Raw genomic sequence first — 19,998 nt, forward strand, 5'->3', positions numbered from 1 at the left:
ATGGCACTGCCGAGCCTCGTCACGGTCGAGGAGTTCTTCGATTCGCCCGTCCGGGCCGCGGCGAAGATCTCGCCCGACGGCACCCGGATCGCCTTCCTCGCCCCGTCGAACGGCCGCCTGAACGTCTGGGTGGAGGACCTCGACGGGAACGAGCCGGCCCGGGCGGTCACCGCCGACGCGACGCGCAGTGTCCAGATGTTCTCCTGGACCACCGATCCGCGGTGGCTGATCTATCTGCAGGACAACGGCGGCGACGAGCGCTGGCATCTCATGCGCGCCGACCTCGAGGATCCCGACGCGCCGGCCGTCGACCTGACCCCCTTCGACGGGGCGACCACCTTTCTCATGGACCTGCCCATCGCGCGTCCGGGCGTCGCGATCATCTCGACCAACGCCCGCAAGGTCGACGAGTTCGACGTCCACGCGCTCGACATCGCCACTGGCGAGCTGACCGAGATCGAACGAAACCCGGGCAACGTCGCGGGATGGGTGTACGGCGCGGACGGCACGCTGTTCGCTTCGACGCAGGACGCCGCGGGCGCCATCGCGATCTGCCGGTGGGACACCGACGCTCGGGCACTCCGTCCGATCGCCGAGTTCGACGGCATCGACTACCCGCTCGGCGTGTTCCCGATCGTCCCGGCGCCCGACGGCGGCCTCTGGCTCGGATCCAACCGCGACCGCGATCTCACTCGCCTCGTCCACCTCGACGGTTCCACCGGTGCGCAGACCGAGGTGGACGCGCATCCGACGCTCGACCTCGATACCACCGGGCTCGTCGCGCCGACCATGCCGCAGCCGCTCATCGTCGATCCGCGCACCGGCGAGCTCCTCGCGGTGCGCTACCTCGGCGAGCGCCAGGAGATCCACGCACTCGACCCGCGTTTCGGCGAGGTGCTGGCCGCTCTGAGCGGCCTGTCCGACGGGGACATCGGCGCACTCTCGTCGGACCTCGACGGGAACCGCTGGGTGGTCTCGTTCGTGGACGACCGCGACCCGGGCGTCACCTACCTCTACGACCACCGCACGGGCGCGTCCCGGCTCCTGTTCCGGCCCTTCCCTCATCTGGATCCCGAGCAGTTGGCGCCGATGTCGCCCGTCACGATCTCTGCCCGCGACGGGCGGGCCCTCCCGTCGTACCTCACGCTGCCCGTCGGCGTGGAGCCGCGGAACCTGCCCCTTGTGCTGCTCGTGCACGGCGGCCCCTGGTTCCGGGACACCTGGGGATACCACGGCGAGGTGCAGCTCCTCGCGAATCGCGGTTACGCCGTGCTGCAGGTGAACTTCCGCGGCTCGACGGGCTACGGCAAGGCGCACACGCAGGCGGGCATCGGCGAGCTGGCCGGCGCCATGCACGACGATCTCATCGACGCGGTGGACTGGGCCGTCGCCGAGGGCATCGCGGATCCTCGGCGGCTCGGGATCTTCGGCGGCTCCTACGGTGGCTACGCGACCCTGGTCGGCGTCACCTTCACCCCGGACGTCTTCGCCGCGGCGATCGACTACGTGGGCATCTCGAGCCTGCCGAACTTCATGGCGACCCTGCCCGAGATCGCTCGGCCGTACCTCGCCAACAACTGGTTCCGGTACGTCGGCGACCCGTCGGACCCGGACCAGTTGGCCGACATGCTGGCCCGCTCGCCGATCACCCGTGTCGAGCAGATCCGCACGCCGCTCCTGGTGGTGCAGGGCGCCAACGACCCGCGCGTGGTGCAGGCGGAGTCCGACAACCTGGTCGCGGCGCTGCGCGAGCGAGGCGTGGAGGTCGAGTACCTGCTCAAGGCCGACGAGGGCCACGGCTTCGTCAACCCGGAGAACACGATCGAGATGTTCCGCGCGAGCGAGCGGTTCCTGGCCGAGCACCTCGGCGGGCGCACCGAGTCGCCGCGCGACGTCAGCTGACGACGTCCTTCGTCCGGAAGCCGCGCACGGCGAGGGCGAAGAAGACGAGGGCGATGCTCACCGACAGCGAGACGCCCTGTGCCATCGCGGCCCACTCGATGCTCGGCTGCAGCAGGTCGGTCCAGGCGTACTGCCAGTGCGCGGGCAGTGCCGCGCGCAGTCCGCCGAGGGCCGTCACCTGGTCCAGGACGCTCCCGATCACGGTCAGACCGACGGCGCCGCCGACCGCGGCGAGCGGAGCGTCGGTGCGCGTCGAGAGCCACAGCGCCAGCCCGGCGGTGGCCAGCTCGGAGACGATGATGAAGCCGGCCGCGAGCAGCAGGCGCCAGAGCCCTTCGGCTGCGGGTAGTGCGGTGTTCGCCGGCGTCTGCAACGGTCCCCAGCCGTAGGCGAGGGTGCCTGCGGCAAGGGCGACGGCGGTGAGCAGGGCGACCGACGCGACGGAGAGGATGAGCGCGACGATCGCCTTGGTGACCAGGAGTCGCGTCCGGGGGACCGGTGCTGCGAGGAGATAGCGCAGGGAGGACCAGTCGGCCTCCGACGCCACGGCGTCGCCGAAGAAGAGCGCCACCGGGATCACCAGGAGGAAGCCCGTCCCGGCGATGAGCACGGTGGCCGTCAGATTGAGGCCGGAGGCGGTGGCCACGTCGAACATCGACGGCCGCCCGCTGCCGCGGCCCTCGTCCTTGGTGCCCACCGCGAGGGCGATGATGAGGACGATCGGCAGCGCCGCGAGCAGCGCGGCCATCACCAGCGTTCGCCGGCGCCGTAGTTGCCGCGCGAGCTCCACGCCGACCGTCAGGGTGCGCCCGGGGGAGTACCCCGGCGCGGCACCGCTCGCGTCGTCCGTCCTGGCCGTCGTCGATCCGTCGGTCGCGGTCATGCCTCGTCTCCCGTCAGCTGGAGGAACGCGTCTTCGAGGGTGCGGGAGCCGGCCCCTTCGTCCGCCGTCACGATCTCCTCGACGGTGCCGGCGGCGATCAGCTCACCGCGCCGCAGCACCACCACGTGCGTGCAGGTCTGCTCGACCTCGGCCAGCAGATGGCTGGACACGATCACGGTGCGGCCCGTGGCGCCGTACCGGACGATCGCGTCGCGCATCTCCCGGATCTGCGAGGGGTCGAGCCCGTTCGTGGGCTCGTCGAGCACCAGGACATCGGGCAGCCCGAGCATCGCCTGGGCGATGGCGAGCCGCTGCCGCATACCCTGCGAGTAGGTCCGGACGGGCCGTTCGAGTGCGGTGCCGAGGTCCGCGATCTCGAGGGCCTCGTCGAGGTGCGCCTCGTCGGAGGGGCGTCCCGTGGCCCGCCAGTACAGGTCGAGATTCGCGCGGCCCGACAGGTGCGGCAGGAAGCCCGCGCCCTCGACGAACGCACCGACGCGGGAGAGCACCGGCGCGCCGGGGCGGATCGTGTGGCCGAAGACGCGGATCCCACCCTCGTCGGGCGTGATGAGACCCATCAGCATCCGCAGCGTCGTCGTCTTGCCCGCGCCGTTCGGGCCGAGCAGGCCCAGCACCTGTCCCCGGTCGACGCGGAAAGTCACGTCCCGCACGCTGTAGCCGTCGCCACCCGCGTACTTCTTCGACAGGCCCGTGACCTGCAGCGCGACGTCGGAGAGGGCGGGGTCCACCGCCGAGGCGGTTCGCGGTCTGCGGACGAACAGGATCGCGCCCGCGAGGATCACGGCGATGATCGGCAGCGCCCATACCCAGGTGGGTAGCGGTGCCGGTGCGGTCCTCAGGGCGGGGACCTCCGGCACGGTCAGCGGTCCGGTGACCGTGATCGTGTGCGTCGCGGGGGCCGACGGCGTGAGGTAGGCGAGGTCCGTGGTGGCGAAGGCCACGCGCATCCGGTGGCCCGCGGCGAACTCGTGGTCGATCACGGGCAGGCGGACCGTCGCGGTGGTGCTACCCCCGGTGAGCGGGATGCGGATCGGTGCGGCCAGTTGCTGGGGCAGGATCGGTGTCCCTTCCGGCCCCACGTCGTAGAGCTTCGCGAAGAGCACGGCGTCGGGTGCCGAGGACTCGACCTTGATCGACACCGTCGGAGCGCCTGTGACCGTGACCGGCCCGGCGAGCGGCTCGGAATCGACGACGGCGGCCTGGGAGGGAAGGTCGCGCGAGAGCCCGCCCGAGCCGAGGGCCGCCGCGGAGGAGGCGAGGGCCCCGAGCCCCGGTACGCCCGAGATCGACGGGGGAGTACCGCCGGGCGGGTTCTCCGCGCGCTGCGGGGTGCCGGGCAGCGCGACGGTGCGCGTGATGGTCCCGGAGAGCCCGGGGTAGGCGTCGGAGCTCGACGAGCGCACGGTCCGTTCGCCGGTTTCGCGGTCGATGCCGCCGGAGCGGGACACCTGGAATGCGGGCACCGCCGGCGCGTCCGTCTTCTTCAGGTAGCGGTCGAACCACTCCACCGTGCGTGCGTTCACCCGGGCGTCCTCCGCGCTGCCCGCGTCGTGGCCGCCCGCGATCCAGTCGACGGAGACAGGGGCGCCGTTCGCGGTGATCCTGCGGGCCGCCTCGTCGGCGTGGTCGAGCGGGAACAGCGAATCCAGTTCGCCCTGTGCCAGGTAGGTGGGGACGCGGATGTCCGCGCCGACCGACGCGGGGCTGCGCGCGGCGAGCAGCGTGCGATCGGCGTCGGTGAGAGGGCCGCCCTGCGCGATCCGGGTGTACATTTCGCAGACCGCCGGCTCGAACTTCGCGCAGCCGCCGCCCATCGTGAACAGGATGCCCGCCCACTGCTTCTTGTAGACCCCGCCGGGAAAGAGGGCTTGTTCGAGGTCCCAGTACGTGATCCGCGGGGCGATGGCGTCGACGCGCTTGTCGTGCCCGGCGAGCAGGAGCGCGAGGGCGCCGCCGTAGCTGCCGCCCGCCACGCCGACGCGAGGGTCGCCGGGACCGTCCTGCTGCACGTCCGGCCGGGCCGCGAGCCAGTCGAGGAGCTTGCGTGCGTCGGCGACCTCGGCGTCCGGGGAGTCGAGGCCGACGAGCCCCGTCGACTTCCCGAACCCGCGGGCCGTGTACGTGAGCACGGCGTATCCCCGTCCCGCTAGCTGTTCCGCCTCGCTGCGGACGTCCTCCTTGGTTCCACCGAAGCCGTGCGCGAGCAGGACCGCGGGAGCGGGGGCGGCGCCGTCGGGTCGGAAGAAGGAGGTGTCGAGGGTCACGCCGGCCCCGTCGATCGCCTGGTCGGTGCGCTGGAACGACGGTGCGCTCCGCCCCCCGAGGCCGCAGGCGGCGAACGCGGCGACGATGATCACGACGGCGGCCAGCGCCGCACCGGTGAGGAGGGGGCGCTTCGCGGCGCCGCGCAGAGCGCGAGGTGGGGGCACCCGACCAGGATATGTGCGCTTTCCCGGCCGTGCCGTCGAGGCGAGTTCGCTTGCCGCGAAAAACCCTTTGCCATCTTTCACCGCCGACTGTCATCGTGGGAGCCGGCACTGATCGGGGAGCGGCCGGAGCGGGATACCGCGACCGGTCCCGCGTGTTCGAACCGGCAGAACCGACTATGGCACGGCCTCTCGGGGCCCAGAGGGTTCGAGTCCCTCGCATGCCGACCCGCCGGGAGCGCGGGCGGCGGCGGCCCTGCGATGCCCCGGCCACTACCCGGGACATCCCGCCGTCGCCGCCCGCCCGGCGGTGCGGTGTCCCACGTAGGCCTCGGCGCCACCAGGAAAGGAGTACCACCGTGTTCATCGTGACCGCCGTCCGTGGCCGACGCATTGTCGTGCCGGTGGGCCGCCGCGCCGTCGAGTACCAGGACGGCGCCGCCGTCCGCGTCCTCGGAGCCGGCCCGCATCGGGTGCGTGCCGCGAACGCCGTCGTGCCCGTGGTCGTCGCCGAACGACTGATCGCTGTGGCGCCGCAGGAGATCGTCACCGCGGAATCGGTACCCGTCCGGATGTCGATGACGCTGCGGGTCCGGGTCACTGACCCGGTGGCGTACCTCGAGCGGGCCGCGGACCCCGACGGCGTGCTGTACCTGGCCGCGCAGGTGGCGCTGCGCGAGGTGCTGGGCGGCATCGGTGTCGACGACCTGGTGCGCCGTACCGATGCGATCGACGGCGAGGCGTTGCGCACTCAGATGGGCGGTGCGGCCGAGACGGTGGGCGTGGAGGTGCTCGCGGTGGTGGTCAAGGACGTCGTGCTGCCGAGCGAGATCCGTCGCGCGGCGGTCGAACTCATCACCGCGAAGGCGCGCGGTGCGGCCCGGCTGGAGGAGGCGCGCTCCGAGACCGCCGCGCTGCGCGCGCTCGCGAACGCAGGCCGCATGCTCGACGCGTCACCGGCCCTCGCGCGGCTGCGCATGATCGAGGCCGCGCCGGCCGGTGCGAAGATCGTCTTCGGCGAGTCCGACCGATAGGGCTCCGCAGTGCCTGCGACGGGCCCGGTGCAAGCCACGGGTCAGTCGCTGAGCATGTCCTTGACCATCGGGACGACCTTCTCGCCGTAGAGGGAGATCGACTGCAGGAGGTCGTCGTGGGTCACAGGCTGGTCGTACTTGAGATCGAAGCGATCGACGCCGAGGGCGCGGACCGTCGTTGCGATCCGCCGGGCGACCGTCTCCGGCGAGCCGAGGTACAGCGAGCCGGATTCGACCTCGCGCTCGAAGTCGCCGGGCGCGGGCGGCGGCCATCCGCGCTCCGCACCCATGCGGCGGCGCATCCGCAGCCAACCGTCGTGGACCAGCTCGCGGGCCAGATCGTCGGACTTGGCGACCAGTCCGGGTGAGTGCACCGCGATCGGCTGCGGCGCACCACCGAATTCGTTCTCGGCGCGGCGGAACAGGTCGGTGTACGCGGTGAAGCGCTCCGCCGGCCCGCCGATGATCGCCAGGAAGAGGCCGAAGCCGTAGCGGGCCGTGCGGACCACCGACTCGGGGCTGCCGCCGACGCCCACCCAGGCGCGGATGCCGTCCGCCGTCGCCGGGTACACGCGCTGCTCCGTGAGCGGGGCGCGAGTGGTCCCGGACCAGGTGACCGGTTCCTCGGTGAGGAGTGCGGCCAGCAGCTCCAGCTTCTCCTCGAAGAGGACCTCGTAGTCCTGCAGGTCGTAGCCGAACAAGGGGAAGGACTCCGTGAACGAGCCGCGCCCCGCGACGATCTCGGCACGGCCCTGCGAGACGGCGTCGAGCGTCGCGAAGCGCTCGTAGACGCGGACGGGGTCATCCGAGCTCAGGACCGTCACCGTGGAACCCAGGCGGATGGAGTCGGTGCGCGCCGCGATCGCCGCGAGCACCATCTCCGGGCTCGAGACGGCGAAGTCCGCACGGTGGTGCTCGCCGACGCCGAAGAAGTCGAGGCCCGCGCGGTCGGCCACGACGGCCTCCTCGACGAGGTCGCGGATCACCTGGGGATGGGGCAGCGGCTCGCCGTGGGCGTCCTTCGTGACGCCGCCGAACGTGTCCACTCCGAACTCGGGAATCTTCATGTCAGTCATAGTACCCGGACAAACGGACTGAGGTCCGAATCTATTCCGGTGGTCAGACGACGCCGTGCAGCGGCGGACGCTCCTCGTTCAGGGTGAACCGGCCCAAGTGGTGGACCTTGTACCGCACCGGATCGTGCAGGGTGTGCGTGCGACCGTCGCGCCAGTACCGGTCGAGGCCCGCATCGCCCGCGGCGCTCCGGGTGCCGCTCACCTCGAACAGGGCGGCGGGCACCTCCGTCGCGGCACGATCGGCGAGCACCTTCGCGGTGGCCACGGCGAGGGAGGCCTCGGCGGCGGTGTCGGAGCCCAGGGTCGCGAAGGCTGCGTCCACCGCCCGTGCGGCGACGGTGAGCGCGGCCTCCGCGGCGCGGACCGTCACCGTCAGCTCGCCGAAGCGGTGGATCACGAGCGGATCGTCCTGCGCCCGATCGACCTCGGCCTCGAACCAGGGGCGTGACTTCGTGCGGACGAAGTCGGCCGCGGCCTCGAGTGCGCCGCGGGCGATTCCGGTGTCGATCGCGACGTGCAGCAGCTGCGCGAAGGCGCCGTAGCCGGTGGGCTCGGACACCGCGGCGGAGCGGGTGAAGACCGCGTCGAGCGGTACGGCGACATCGTCGAACCGGACGGTGCCGCTCCCGGTGGTCCTCTGTCCCAATCCGTTCCAGTCGTCGGCGATGGAGACCCCCGGTGTGTCCGCCGGAACGAAGGCGATCACCTGGTCCCCGGAGTCCGCGTCTCGCGCGAGCACGGCCAGGAGATGTGCGTACGGTGAGCCCGTGCAGTAGAACTTCTCGCCGTCGAGATGTGCGCCGTCCGCGGTGCGCGTGAGCGTGGTGGCCACGTCGGCCACCGTCTTCCCGCCCCGCTCGGACTGTGCGTTGGCGATCCGCGCACCGTCGAGCACCTGTCCGAAGATCCTGCGCTGCAACGCCTCCGGGCCAGCCAGGCGCAGTGCGGTGAGATACACGTAGTGGCTGTGGGGGATCTGCGCGAGCGAGCCGTCGGCGGTGGCGACCGTCCGGAAGACCTCGGCGACGACGGACGGCGGCAGATCGGGTCCGCCGAAACGGGCCGGCACCGTCAGCGCGAACAGCCCTGCGTCGGAGAGGTATTCGACCTCCGCGTGCGGCAGGCGTCGCTCGCGGTCGCGTTCGGCTGCACCGTCGGCGAACCGCGCCGCGAGCTCGCGCGCCGCGTCGACGGCGGCCTCGGCGGAGTCGATCGCCGCGGCGGGCCGCGAGTCGACTACCTGCGCGACAGTCACGCCAGCGCCTCGGATCGGCTCGCCTCGATCTCGCGGACCAGCGGCAGCACCTTCTCGCCGAAGTACTCGATCTCCTCCTGGAAGTGCAGGAAACCGCCGAGGATGAGGTCGACGCCGAGCTCCTTGTACGCGACGATCCGCTCCGCGACCTGCTCCGGAGTGCCGATGAGCTGGGTGCGGAAGCCGTCGTTGTACTGCACGAGATCCTCGAACGAGGAGTCCGCCCACATTCCGCGGCCGTCGGAGGTGGACTTGCCGGCCTGCTGCACCGCGTCGCGGAAGCCCTCGACGGCGGGCTTGTTCGCCTTCTCGACGATCTCGCGCAGGGTGTCCCGCGCCTCCTTCTCGGTGTCGCGGGCGATGATGAAGCCGTTGAGCCCGAACTTCACCTCGCGCTGCGCCTCGCGGGCGACGCGACGCAGATCGTCGAGCTGGTCGGTGACGCCGTCGAAGTCCTTGCCGTTGGAGAAGTACCAGTCGGCGTACTTCCCGCCGTTGATCCGCGCGGCCGATGAGTTGCCGCCCTGGAAGAGCTCGGGATTCGGGCGCTCGGGAGTGTTGAGCGGCTTGGGCTTGAGGGTGAAGTCGCGGATCCGGTAGAAGTCGCCGCCGAAGTCGACGTTGTCCTCGGTCCAGATCTTGCGGATCACCTCGAGGAACTCGGCGCTGCGACGGTAGCGCTCGTCGTGCTCGAGCCAGGGCTCGCCGAGGGCCTTGAACTCGCCGGCGAACCAGCCCGAGACGACGTTGATCGCGAACCGGCCGTTCGACAGGTGGTCCGCGGTGGCGCCGAACTTCGCGAGGACGGCGGGATGCCACAGGCCGGGGTGCACGGCGGCGATGACCTTGAGCTTCTCCGTCGCTCCGAGAAGGGCGAGGCTGAAGGAGGTGGACTCGTGCTGGTACTCGGCGCCGTAGCTGGCCATGTACCGCACCTGCGAGAGCGCGTACTCGAAGCCCACGCGCTCCGCGGTCTGGGCGAGCTTCTTGTTGTACTCGAAGTCCCAGTTCGTGCGCTGCTCGATGTCACTGGTGACCAGTCCGCCCGAGACGTTGGGCACCCAGTAGGCGAACTTGATCTCGTCGGCGATCTTCTCGGTGGTCATGCGGAGTCCTTCGGGTCGGCGAACCGGGCTAGGAGGTCGGGGACATGTCGGGCAGGAAGGCGCCGCGCACGGGCTCCGACGGTGCGCCGGAGGCGTTGAGGAGGCCGCGTGCCGCGAGGCGGGGCCGGACACCCTCGCCGAAGTGGTAGGCCTCCTCCAGGTGCGGGTACCCGGAGAGGATGAAGTGATCGATGCCCAGGGCCGCGTACTCGGCGATGAGGTCGGCGACCTCGTCGTGCGAGCCGACGAGCGCCGTGCCTGCGCCGCCGCGGACGAGGCCGACGCCGGTCCACAGGCCCGGGTAGACCTGCAGCGACCGGGCGTCCGCGGCCTCGTCGAAGGCCGCTCCGCCGCCGTGCAGCTCGCGCATCAGGCGCTGCCCTTCGGACTCGCTCTTCGCGAGGTTCGCCTGTGCTGCGCGGACGGTCGCCGGGTCCAGGTTGCCGAGGAGGCGGTTCGCCTCGGCCCAGGCCTCCTCGCTGGTGTCGCGCGAGATCACGTGCAGCCGGATGCCGTACGTCAGGGTCCGACCCTGGGCGGCGGCCAGGCCGCGCACCCAGTCGAGCTTCTTCGCGACCTGCGCCGGCGGCTCGCCCCAGGTGAGGTACGTGTCCGCGTACTTCGCCGCGACGTCGCCCGCCGCGGGGGAACTGCCGCCGAAGAAGATCGGCGGAGCCGGATCGGGGCGCCGGGCGAGGACCGCGCCTTCGGTCGTCAGATGCTCACCGTGGAAGCTCACCGGCTCGGACGAGGTCCACAGTCGCTGGGTGATGTCGAGGAACTCGCCGCACCGGGCGTAGCGCTCCTCCTTGCTCAAGGTGTCACCGAAGGCGCGCTGCTCCGAGGACTCGCCGCCGGTGACGACGTTGAGGAGAACGCGTCCGCCGGACTGCCACTGCAGCGTGCTGGCCATCTGCGCCGACAGAAGGGGGCTGACCAGTCCTGGACGGAGCGCGACGAGGAACTTGAGCTTCTGCGTGGCCTCGGTGAGCAGGGCGGCGGTGAGCCAGGCGTCCTCGCACCACAGGCCGGTGGGGATGAGGACCGCTTCGAACTCGTTCGCCTCCGCGGCCAGCGCGAGTTGCTTGAGGTAGTGCAGGTTCGCCGGCCGGTCGCCGCTCATCGAGCTGCCGTGTCCGCCCGCCATGAGGTTCCGGGAGTCGCCGTACGTAGGCAGGAACCAGTGAAGGTGGAGGGGGTTCGGCGAGCTCACGGCGGCCTTCCGTCGATGGGTCGGGTACGAAGCGCAAGTCCACCACCACGGTGCCGCGGGGGCCAGGTTTCGACTCGTCATGCGTCGAACGTGCGGAGCTACCGGTCAGTAGCTAAGCTAGGGAAAGTGTTACTTAGAGTTTCGTAGTGAAATGAGGTGTCGAATGTCCATTGAGGCAATGCAGGGTAGCGATCCCGCGGTCACCGGCTCCGAGGTGAAAGGCCAGGCCGAGGCGCAGGCCGAGCGGCTTCCCCAGGTGATCGAGCGGGTCTTCGCCCGGTTCACCGACCGTCCGGCGTTCGCCACCCGGGACGGAGGTCCCCGGGGCCCGTACGTCACGGTCTCCTACGGCGACATCTGGCGACGGGTCAGCGCGTTGGCGGCAGCATGGCAGAGCGAGCTGGCGGTGGGCGACTTCGTCGCGATCCTCGGCTTCACCAGTGCCGACTTCGTCACCGTCGACCTCGCTACCACGCTGCTGGGCGCCCCGAACGTTCCTCTGCAGGCCGGCGCCCCGGCCGCGCGCATCGCCGCCATCCTCGACGAGACCAGGCCGAAGATCTTCGCCGTCAGCGCCGATCAGGTCTCTCTCGCGAAGCAGGCCCTCGCCGAGTCCGCGGCGACGCCGCGCGTCGTGGTCTTCGACGGTGAGCACTCCGGCTACGAGGGGCTCGAGGCCGACATCCTCGCCGGCGAAGCGCTGCCCGCGCCCGCACTCTTCGAGCCCGAGCCGGGGACGGATCCGCTCGTCACGCTGATCTACACGTCCGGCAGCACGGGTACGCCGAAGGGCGCGATGTACACCGAGCAGCTCGTCGCCGACGCCTGGCTCAAGGTCGACAGCATCGTCGACGTCGACCTGCCGTCCGAATCGCTGCTCCACTTCCTGCCGATGAGCCACATGTACGGGCGCAACTGGCTGATCGCCGGTCTGGCCTCGGGAGGTACCGGGTACTTCGCCGGTGCGCCCGACATGTCGACACTGTTCGACGACCTCGCCGCCGCACGTCCCACCGCGATCGGCCTCGTGCCCCGGGTGTGCGAGCTGATCCACCAGCGTTTCCTGGCCCTCGAAGCGGAGACCGACACGGAGACCGCACGCGTCGAACTGCGCGATCGAGTGCTCGGCGGTCGTCTCCAGGCCGCGATGTGCGGCAGTGCCGCGCTGTCCGCCGAACTGCAGACGTTCATGGAGTGGCTGCTGGGCATCGACATCCAGATCGGCTACGGGTCCACGGAGGCGGGCGGCGTCACCCGTGACGGCGTGATCGCGCGACCGCCGGTGACCGAGTACAAGCTCATCGACGTCCCCGAACTCGGCTACTTCGTCACCGACTCGCCCCATCCGCGGGGCGAACTCCTGGTGAAGTCGACTCAGCTCATCCCCGGGTACTACAACTCCGACAAGCGTATCCGCGACGACGAGGGCTTCTACCGCACCGGCGACGTCATGGCCGAGCTCGCGCCGGACCGTCTCGAGTACGTCGACCGTCGCAGCAATGTGATCAAGCTGGCGCAGGGCGAATTCGTGCCGATCGCGCAGCTCGAGGCCACGTACGCCGCCGGTCGTGATGTGCACCAGATCTTCCTGTACGGCAGCAGTGAGCGTTCGTACCTCCTCGGCGTGGTGGTGCCCTCGCCCGGACCCGAGGGGGAGACCGACGCCGAGGCACGCACGCGCGTGCTCGACGGTCTCGCGGCGATCGCCCGGGAGAACGACCTCGCGGGCTACGAGCTGCCACGCGACGTCATCATCGAGCGCGAGCCCTTCTCCCAGGAGAACGGCCTGCGATCGGGTATCGGCAAGCTCGTGCGCCCGGCTCTCAATGCGCGGTACGGCGCCGAGCTCGCCGCCCTGTACGACGCAGCCGAGGAACGTCGTCGCGCGGGCCTGCGCGACCTCGACACCGGTGCGTCCGTGGCGGACACCGTCGTGCGCGCCGCCGCCCTGACGCTCGGGGTCCTCCCCGAGGAACTCGACGCGCAGACCCGGTTCGTGGATCTCGGCGGCGACTCGCTCTCCGCGTTGTCGCTGGCCACCACGCTGGAGGGGCTCTACGACCTGCCCGTGCCGGTGCAGACGATCGTCGGGCCCACCGCGACCCTGGGTGGTGTGATCGAGCACATCGAGGCGGCGCAGGCGGGCGTACTCAGCGCCCCGACCGCGGCCACGATCCATGGCGCCGACGCGCAGATCGCCCGCGCCTCCGACTTGACGTTGGATCGATTCGTCGACCCGGAGCTGCTGGCGGCGGCACCGTCGACGCCCGCGCCGCACGGTGAACCCTCGACGGTCCTGGTCACGGGTGCGACGGGGTATCTCGGCCGGTTCCTGCTACTCGAGTGGTTGCGGCGCGTCGCGCGGCACGACGGAACGGTCGTCGCTCTGGTTCGCGGCGCCGACGCCGACGACGCGCGTCGCCGCGTCTTCGACGCGATCGGGACCTCCGATCCCGCGCTCACCGCGGAGTTCGCGAGCCTTGCCGAGCGTCATCTCGAGGTCGTCGTCGGCGACTTCGGTGCGCCGTCCCTCGGCCTCGACGGCCCGACCTGGGATCGCCTCGCGGACAGCGTGGATCACGTGGTCCACTGCGGCGCCATGGTCAACCACGTCCTGCCCTACGATCAGCTGTTCGGTCCGAACGTGGTCGGCACCGCGGAGATCGCACGCCTCGCGATCACCGTGCGGCGCAAATCGATCGACTACGTCTCGACGGTCGCCGTAGTCCCGCAGGACGACGGCCGCCTGCTGGTCGAGGACGACGACGTCCGCGTCGCGGGCGCCGAGCGCAGGATCGGTGCGGACGCCTACGCCAACGGCTATGCGGTGAGCAAGTGGGCGGGCGAAGTGCTGCTCCGCGAGGCCTCCGATCTCGCCGGGCTCCCGGTACGGGTCTTCCGCTCAGACATGATCCTGGCGCACAGTCGTTTCCGCGGCCAGTACAACCCGGTGGACCAGTTCACCCGGCTGCTCCTGAGCATCGCCGAAACGGGGCTCGCGCCCGCCTCCTTCTCCGCCGACCCGACCGGCCCGCGGGCGCACTACGACGGCCTGCCGGTCGATTTCACCGCCGAGTCGATCGTCACCCTCGGGGCGGCCGGACGCGAGGGATTCCGGACCTTCCACCTCCTCAACGTCGACGAGGGCGGGGCCGGGCTGGACGACTTCGTCGACTGGATCGCCGAGGATCGTCCGATCGAGCGTGTGGCCGACTACGCCGAGTGGTTCTCCCGGTTCGAGACCGCGTTGCGAGAACTCCCCGCGGAGGACCGTCAGCGGTCGGTGCTGCCGCTGCTGCACTCCTTCGCGAACCCCACCCCGGCCGGTGCGGGAATCGCACTCAGTGCCGACCGCTTCCGCGATGCAGTGCGGGAGGAGAAGATCGGTACGGGTGACATCCCCGGCCTCGACCGCGCATTGATCGAGCGCTACCTCGACGGATTCGTCGCCGCCGGGTGGCTCGCGTAGAGCTGCCACCCCGGGGCCCGTCGCCGGAAGCGGCGACGGGCCCGTTCTCCACAAGTAAGCGTACGAAACGTGTTTCATCCACAGGTCCCGCTCCGGACGGCCTCCGGGGCGGGACCGACGCGTGACACTCGTCGACGACGGCCGGGAACCGCCGGTCGCGGCATCGACGAGGAGGGGCGCCATGCCCGGGGTACTTGTATTCGCAGCAGGCAATGTCACGAACGACCTGACCTACCGGGAGTCCGCCCGTGATCAGCGGCACGACTTCCTGAGCTTCACCATGGCCGCGAACAACGGCTATCTGGACGAGAACGGCGAGTGGAAGCAGACCGGCACGGTCTGGCTGAACGTCAAGGCCTTCGGCGCACTCGCCCGTAACGCGCGCGCCGTGATCGCCAAGGGCCGGCCCGTCATGGTGCACGGAGAACTCAAGCACGAGACCTTCGACGGCGCGGACGGCCAGCGGCACAGTTCGCTCGACCTCAAGGCCGACGCCATCGGGCTGAACCTGCGGATGTGCGCCAGCCAGTACGTCGGTGTGGGGGAGCGCTACCGGGAGATCTCTCCGCAGGCCACTGGAGCGGGGCCGACCGGAACGCCCGGGGAGGACGCGGGTGACGGATGTGCACCGCAGTCCGGGCAGGAGGGAGTCGTGGCCGATGGATTCGTGAGCGATGAATCGGCCGATCGTGAGCCCGCAGCAGTCGGGAGCACACCCGACTACTGACGCGGCGTCGGATCCGGCGCCCGGACGACCCCGTCCACACCCGTGTCTTGGCCTCACATACGGTGGCGCGTCGGCGTGAGGTCGAGTTCACGGCGTGGTCATCGCGGGAACCTGCGGCGCAACATCGGCTGCCTACCTTCGACGCGAAAGAGTTCGCGACGCACCGGGAGGTCTGGACATGAGCCGATCACACACGATCACGGAGTGGGATCCGGAGAACCGCCGGCAGTGGGAGGCGGGCGGCGAGAAGGTCGCGAAGCGGAACCTGCTGTGGTCCGTGATCGCGGAGCACGTGGGCTTCTCGGTGTGGTCCCTGTGGTCCGTGATGGTGCTGTTCATGCCGCAGGACGTCTACGGCCTGAGCACGGCCGACAAGTTCCTCATCGGCGCCACCGCCACCCTCGTCGGCTCGTGCCTGCGGATCCCGTACACGCTCGCCACCGCGCGTTTCGGCGGCCGGAACTGGACGATCTTCAGCGCATTCGTGCTGGCGGTGCCCGTGATCGCCACGATGGTCATCCTGGCGAATCCCGGGCAGCCGCTGTGGGTGTATCTCGTGTGTGCCGCACTCACCGGTTTCGGCGGCGGCAACTTCGCCTCGTCCATGACCAACATCAACGCCTTCTTCCCGCAGCGGCTCAAGGGCTGGGCCCTCGGGCTCAACGCCGGCGGCGGCAACATCGGCGTCCCCGCGGTCCAGTTGGTGGGCCTGCTGGTGATCGCGACGGCGGGCAACCGCGAGCCCTACTGGGTGTGCGCCGTCTATCTGGTCCTGCTGGCCGTGGCCGGTGTCGGTGCGGCTCTGTTCATGGACAACCTGCAGGTCCCGACGGTCGATACCGCAGCGATGCGCGCCGCTGTCCGCGACCGCGACACCTGGATCGTCTCCCTGCTCTACATCGGCACGTTCGGCTCCTTCATCGGCTTCTCCTTCGCCTTCGGCCAGGTCCTGCAGGCAACCTTCCGGGCGGGCGGCGAGTCGGCGGCGCAGGCCTCGCTCCACGCCGCGCAGATCGCCTTCATCGGTCCGCTGCTCGGCTCGGTATCCCGCGTCTACGGCGGCAAGCTCGCCGACCGGCTCGGCGGTGGCCGGGTCACCCTCTACGTCTTCGCGGGAATGATCGCCGCCGGCGGCGTCCTGATCGCGGCGGCGACCACGGCGGGCTCGGGCGCGCCGTCCGGCGCGGTGCTCGGCGCCTACGTCCTCGGGTTCATCGCGCTGTTCCTGCTCAGCGGTCTGGGCAACGGTTCGGTGTACAAGATTATCCCCTCGATCTTCGAGGCCAGGTCTCGTTCGCTCGATGTCGACGAGGCCACCCGGACGCACTACTCGCGCGCCATGTCGGGCGCTGTGATCGGTATCGCGGGAGCGATCGGTGGCCTCGGTGGCGTCGGGATCAACCTGGTCCTGCGCGCGTCGTATCAGTCGTCCGGCACTGCGACGATCGCGTTCTGGGTGTTCGGCGCCTTCTACGTGCTCGCCGCGCTGGTCACCTGGAAGGTCTACGTGCGTACGCCCGCGCCCCGCGCGCATGGGACGCTGGAGGCCACGCCGCGCGACGGTGCCCTCACCGTCGCCGACACCCGATGACCGCCGCAGTGAAGGAGTCCGATCCGATGACCGAGGCGCCGGCTCGCCCCCTTGTCGGATTCACCGTGGCGATCACGGCCGCGCGCCGCGCTGACGAGTTGGGCACCCTGCTCGAGCGGCGCGGCGCCGCCGTGCTCGCCGCACCCGCGATCGCCATGGTGCCCCTGTCGGACGACGATCGGCTGCGCGCCGCGACGGAGGAACTGCTCGCCACCCCGCCGGACCTACTGGTGGCGACCACCGGCATCGGCTTCCGCGGGTGGCTCGAGGCGGCCGAGGGCTGGGGACTCGCCGAACGTCTGCTCGCCGCCCTCGGCGGCGGCCGGGTCATCTCCCGCGGTCCCAAGGCGACCGGCGCACTCCGCGCCGCCGGCCTGCGGGAGGAGTGGTCTCCCGAATCGGAGTCCTCCGTCGAGGTGCTCAGCCACCTCTCGACCTCCGACCTCACCGGGCTGAGGGTCGCGGTCCAGCTGCACGGCGCGACCGACAAATGGGACCCGAATCCCGGCCTGCTCGACGGGCTGCGCGCACTCGGCGCTCAGATCGTCGAGGTCCCCGTGTACCGCTGGGAGCGGCCCGCGGACCTCACCGGTCTCGACCGACTGATCGAGGCGATCGCGACCTCCGCCGTCGACGCGGTGACCTTCACCTCCGCACCCGCCGCGGCATCGGTGCTCGAGCGCGCTGCCGAGCTCGGGCTCGACGAGTCCGTGCGAGGTGCGTTGAGCGGGCCCGTCGTTCCCTACTGCGTGGGGCCGGTCACCGCGACGCCGCTCGAGCGGCTGGGCATCGAGACCGTCACCCCGGAGCGGATGCGGCTCGGTGCCCTGGCGCGCCTCGTCGAGCAGGACCTGCCCGACCGTCGGCCCGACCTCCCCGTCGCCGGACACCGCCTGGGGCTTCGTGCCCGGGGCGCGGTCGTGGACGGAGTGGATCGCGAGCTCACGCCGACATCGATCGTTCTGCTGCGCCTGCTCGCGCGTGAGCCGGGGGCCGTCGTCTCCCGGGAGGGCCTACTCTCGGCTCTGGGCGGCGACGATCCGCACGCCGTCGAGGCGGCGGTCGCGCGACTGCGGACGGGACTGGGACACAAGGAGATCGTCGCCACCGTGGTCAAGCGCGGCTACCGGCTCGCAGTCGATGAGGAGCAGTGACGTGGGAACCCTTCTCGTGGCGCACGGCACCCGCAGTGAGCACGGGGTCGCGATGATCGGCGATCTGGCCGAGGCCATGTCCGCGCGGCTGTCGGAGACCGTGCGCGTGGCCTTCGTCGACGTCCTCGGTCCGACACCGGCGGAGGTCCTCACCGAGCTCGACCACGAACCCACGGTAGTGGTGCCGGCGTTCCTGTCCAGCGGCTTCCACGTCCGGCACGATCTGCCGCGGGAGGTCGCCGGATCGGGGCACCGCTCCGCGACCGTGACGCCCGCGCTCGGCCCCTCCCCGGAGTTGGCGCGGGCGATGCTCGGTCGCCTGCAGGGGGCGGGCTGGCAGCGCGGCGACGCCGTCGTCATGGCCGCCGCCGGGACGCGCGACCCGCACGCGCAGGGCGAGCTCCGGCGGACCGCCGCCGCGCTCTCCGCGCTGGTGGGCAGCAGGGTCGCGATCGCCTTCGCGGCCCCCAGTCAGCAGAGCGAGGGCTATCCGTCGGTCTCCGAGGTCGTCGCGCGCGTGCGGTCCGACGGTGCGCGGTCCGTCGCCGTGGCGTCGTACCTCTTGGCGGAGGGCCTGTTCCAGCAGCGGCTCCGGGACTCGGGCGCGGACGTCGTCGCCGCACCACTGGGTCTGCACCCCTCTGTTGTGCGCCTGGCGTGTCTGCGTCGCAGTCATGCCGGCCTGGCCGCGCCGGCCACGGCCGTCAGCAGAGGCTGACCGCCGATCGCGTCGTCGTCAGAACAGCACTCGCACGACCCACGCCCCCGCCCAGAGCAGCACGGTCGCCACGGCGAGAACGATGCCCACCGCGCCGGCCCAACGACCGAGGACGCCGAGCCGGGGACCAGCGAGCGGACCGTCGGCCCGGACCGGTGCGCGGGGCCCGGGCGGGAAGGGCTCCGAGGCAGCGGGTGCGCCTGCCTCCGGAGCGAGTGCATCGGCGAGAGCCCGGGCGAAATCCGACGCCGACTGGAACCGGAACGCGGCGTCGCGCGATGTGGCCCGCGTCAGGACCGCCTCGATGCCCGGCCCGAGGTCCGGTCGCGCCTGCCGGGTGTTGGCGATCCGGTAGGAGTTCGGAGCAGTCCCCGTCAGGAGCGTGTGCGCGGTACTGGCCAGCGAGAAGACCTCGGACCGCACGTCCGGAGCAGCGCCGCCGAAGATCTCCGGGGCGGCGTGTGCACCGGTATCCGCGGATCCGTCGAGCGATGTCGGATCGACCAGGACGACGCGGCCGTCCGGTGTCAGCGCGATCCCCGCAGGGCTGAGCCTGCCGTGCGGGCGTCCCTCGGCCGCACGCCGATCGACCTCGTCCGCTACCGCCGAGACGACGTGCGCGACCTGGTCCGCCGCGAGCGGTCCGGTCTCGCGGATGCGGGTGGCGAAGTCGTCGTCGGCCATCGGGGTCCGTGCGGGCTCAGGAACCGCTGAGGAACAGCGCCATGAAGCCGGCGGCGGCCAGCACCACCAGCAGGAGGAAGACGATCGGCAGAGCGGCCTCGGGGATCTCGAAGCGGCGGCCGGGGGTGGTCTGCTCGGTAGGCACGGGCACGGGGGTGTCCACGACCAGCTGGGGCGCCGGTGCCGGGGCCGGGGACCGCACCGGAATCGCGGAGGGCTGAACGGGCTGCTCGAGCGCCTCGGTCAACGCCGCGGCGAACTCCGTCGCCGTCGCGAACCGCAGCTCAGGTGTGCGAGCGGTGGCCTGGAGTAGGACTCCGTCGACGCCGGGCCCCAGGTCGGGGCGGTCCCTGCGCACCGTCGCGAATCCGTACGGATTCGGCGGATGGCCGGTCAGCAGCGTGTAGGTGGTGTTCCCGAGGGAGTACACCTCGGACTGCCCGGTGATGAGCCCGGTCTCGTGGATCTCGGGCGCCGCGTACACCACGGCCTCATCGCTGTCCGGTACCTCGATCAGTTGCGGGTTACCCGCGGGATCGACGCTGAGGGCGGCCGGACTGATCCGTCCGTGCGGCGTGCCGGCACGGCCGCGGGCGTCGATGACCGGCGCGATCGAGCCGATCAGGTAGCCGACGTCGGCGGCCGCCATCGGACGCCGATCGTGCAGTCGAACGGAGGGGTCGCCGGGACCTGTCATCGCCTACTCCTTCAGCTGTCAGGAGCAGAGTAGCGGTGCTGC

General features: G+C 71.1%; 15 protein-coding genes. 7 read left to right on the forward strand and 8 right to left on the reverse strand.

Annotated elements, in window-relative coordinates; translation table 11 throughout:
• A complete protein-coding gene (locus tag FK268_RS18560) occupies positions 1 to 1,902 on the forward strand; it encodes a S9 family peptidase (protein WP_146436752.1) in 1,902 nt (633 codons plus the stop codon).
• On the opposite strand, the gene FK268_RS18565 is transcribed toward FK268_RS18560, so the two are convergent.
• Both FK268_RS18565 and FK268_RS18570 read right to left on the reverse strand, forming a co-directional pair.
• Positions 1,895 to 2,785, reverse strand: a complete 891-nt coding sequence (locus tag FK268_RS18565; protein ID WP_146436754.1) for an ABC transporter permease — start codon at positions 2,783 to 2,785, stop codon at positions 1,895 to 1,897. The two genes, FK268_RS18560 and FK268_RS18565, sit on opposite strands and share 8 nt — an antisense overlap.
• Positions 2,782 to 5,235 (reverse strand): alpha/beta fold hydrolase, encoded by a 2,454-nt coding sequence (locus FK268_RS18570; RefSeq protein ID WP_231707143.1) that lies wholly within the window; start codon positions 5,233 to 5,235, stop codon positions 2,782 to 2,784. Before FK268_RS18570 ends, FK268_RS18565 begins: the two co-directional genes overlap by 4 nt.
• A 356-nt stretch (positions 5,236 to 5,591) precedes the next feature.
• Here FK268_RS18570 and FK268_RS18575 point away from each other — a divergent pair, with 356 nt between their 5' ends.
• Positions 5,592 to 6,266 (forward strand): SPFH domain-containing protein, encoded by a 675-nt coding sequence (locus FK268_RS18575; protein ID WP_231707144.1) that lies wholly within the window; start codon positions 5,592 to 5,594, stop codon positions 6,264 to 6,266.
• A gap of 41 nt (positions 6,267 to 6,307) precedes the next feature.
• Here the strand turns inward: FK268_RS18575 and FK268_RS18580 are convergent, their stop codons facing one another.
• From FK268_RS18580 to FK268_RS18595, 4 genes are read right to left on the reverse strand one after another with little or no spacing between them, the layout of a single operon-like run.
• Positions 6,308 to 7,342: an Atu2307/SP_0267 family LLM class monooxygenase gene (locus FK268_RS18580; protein WP_438696002.1), complete on the reverse strand. Its 1,035-nt coding sequence runs from the start codon at positions 7,340 to 7,342 to the stop codon at positions 6,308 to 6,310.
• A 43-nt stretch (positions 7,343 to 7,385) separates the two neighbouring features.
• Positions 7,386 to 8,597 (reverse strand): SfnB family sulfur acquisition oxidoreductase, encoded by a 1,212-nt coding sequence (locus FK268_RS18585; RefSeq protein ID WP_146436759.1) that lies wholly within the window; start codon positions 8,595 to 8,597, stop codon positions 7,386 to 7,388.
• Positions 8,594 to 9,703, reverse strand: a complete 1,110-nt coding sequence (sfnG, locus tag FK268_RS18590; RefSeq protein ID WP_146436761.1) for a dimethylsulfone monooxygenase SfnG — start codon at positions 9,701 to 9,703, stop codon at positions 8,594 to 8,596. Before sfnG ends, FK268_RS18585 begins: the two co-directional genes overlap by 4 nt.
• 28 nt (positions 9,704 to 9,731) lie before the next feature.
• Positions 9,732 to 10,850 (reverse strand): LLM class flavin-dependent oxidoreductase, encoded by a 1,119-nt coding sequence (locus FK268_RS18595; RefSeq protein WP_231707152.1) that lies wholly within the window; start codon positions 10,848 to 10,850, stop codon positions 9,732 to 9,734.
• Between the two features lie 229 nt (positions 10,851 to 11,079).
• Between FK268_RS18595 and car the strand changes: the two genes are divergently transcribed.
• The 5 genes from car (at position 11,080) to FK268_RS18620 (ending at position 18,575) form a co-directional block, all read left to right on the forward strand.
• Positions 11,080 to 14,385, forward strand: coding sequence for a carboxylic acid reductase (gene car / locus FK268_RS18600; protein WP_158636154.1), 3,306 nt, complete (start codon positions 11,080 to 11,082; stop codon positions 14,383 to 14,385).
• Between the two features lie 181 nt (positions 14,386 to 14,566).
• Positions 14,567 to 15,112 carry a single-stranded DNA-binding protein gene (locus tag FK268_RS18605; protein ID WP_146436767.1) on the forward strand — a complete coding sequence of 182 codons (546 nt, stop codon included), beginning with the start codon at positions 14,567 to 14,569 and terminating at the stop codon, positions 15,110 to 15,112.
• Between the two features lie 178 nt (positions 15,113 to 15,290).
• Positions 15,291 to 16,703, forward strand: coding sequence for a nitrate/nitrite transporter (locus tag FK268_RS18610; RefSeq protein WP_146436769.1), 1,413 nt, complete (start codon positions 15,291 to 15,293; stop codon positions 16,701 to 16,703).
• Positions 16,700 to 17,857, forward strand: a complete 1,158-nt coding sequence (locus tag FK268_RS18615; RefSeq protein WP_231707145.1) for a uroporphyrinogen-III synthase — start codon at positions 16,700 to 16,702, stop codon at positions 17,855 to 17,857. The genes FK268_RS18610 and FK268_RS18615 overlap by 4 nt, the downstream gene beginning before the upstream one ends.
• A 1-nt stretch (position 17,858) precedes the next feature.
• On the forward strand, positions 17,859 to 18,575 hold the full coding sequence (locus tag FK268_RS18620; RefSeq protein WP_146436771.1) for a sirohydrochlorin chelatase: 717 nt from the start codon (positions 17,859 to 17,861) through the stop codon (positions 18,573 to 18,575).
• A gap of 18 nt (positions 18,576 to 18,593) precedes the next feature.
• Here the strand turns inward: FK268_RS18620 and FK268_RS18625 are convergent, their stop codons facing one another.
• Positions 18,594 to 19,259 carry a protein kinase family protein gene (locus FK268_RS18625; protein WP_146436773.1) on the reverse strand — a complete coding sequence of 222 codons (666 nt, stop codon included), beginning with the start codon at positions 19,257 to 19,259 and terminating at the stop codon, positions 18,594 to 18,596.
• 16 nt (positions 19,260 to 19,275) lie between these two features.
• A complete protein-coding gene (locus FK268_RS18630; RefSeq protein WP_146436775.1) occupies positions 19,276 to 19,956 on the reverse strand; it encodes a serine/threonine-protein kinase in 681 nt (226 codons plus the stop codon).
• Positions 19,957 to 19,998: the final 42 nt, after the last annotated feature.

Source organism: Tsukamurella sputi (genome assembly GCF_007858445.1).
Lineage (GTDB): Bacteria > Actinomycetota > Actinomycetes > Mycobacteriales > Mycobacteriaceae > Tsukamurella > Tsukamurella sputi.

What these genes read in the sequence shown, in the direction of transcription:
- FK268_RS18560 (WP_146436752.1), top strand. Translation starts at nt 1, where the DNA reads ATGGCACTGCCGAGCCTCGTCACGGTCGAGGAGTTCTTCGATTCGCCC.
- FK268_RS18565 (WP_146436754.1), bottom strand. Translation starts at nt 2,785, where the DNA reads ATGACCGCGACCGACGGATCGACGACGGCCAGGACGGACGACGCGAGC.
- FK268_RS18580 (WP_438696002.1), bottom strand. Translation starts at nt 7,342, where the DNA reads ATGACTGACATGAAGATTCCCGAGTTCGGAGTGGACACGTTCGGCGGC.
- sfnG (WP_146436761.1), bottom strand. Translation starts at nt 9,703, where the DNA reads ATGACCACCGAGAAGATCGCCGACGAGATCAAGTTCGCCTACTGGGTG.
- FK268_RS18595 (WP_231707152.1), bottom strand. Translation starts at nt 10,850, where the DNA reads ATGGCGGGCGGACACGGCAGCTCGATGAGCGGCGACCGGCCGGCGAAC.
- car (WP_158636154.1), top strand. Translation starts at nt 11,080, where the DNA reads ATGTCCATTGAGGCAATGCAGGGTAGCGATCCCGCGGTCACCGGCTCC.
- FK268_RS18605 (WP_146436767.1), top strand. Translation starts at nt 14,567, where the DNA reads ATGCCCGGGGTACTTGTATTCGCAGCAGGCAATGTCACGAACGACCTG.
- FK268_RS18610 (WP_146436769.1), top strand. Translation starts at nt 15,291, where the DNA reads ATGAGCCGATCACACACGATCACGGAGTGGGATCCGGAGAACCGCCGG.
- FK268_RS18615 (WP_231707145.1), top strand. Translation starts at nt 16,700, where the DNA reads ATGACCGCCGCAGTGAAGGAGTCCGATCCGATGACCGAGGCGCCGGCT.
- FK268_RS18625 (WP_146436773.1), bottom strand. Translation starts at nt 19,259, where the DNA reads ATGGCCGACGACGACTTCGCCACCCGCATCCGCGAGACCGGACCGCTC.
- FK268_RS18630 (WP_146436775.1), bottom strand. Translation starts at nt 19,956, where the DNA reads ATGACAGGTCCCGGCGACCCCTCCGTTCGACTGCACGATCGGCGTCCG.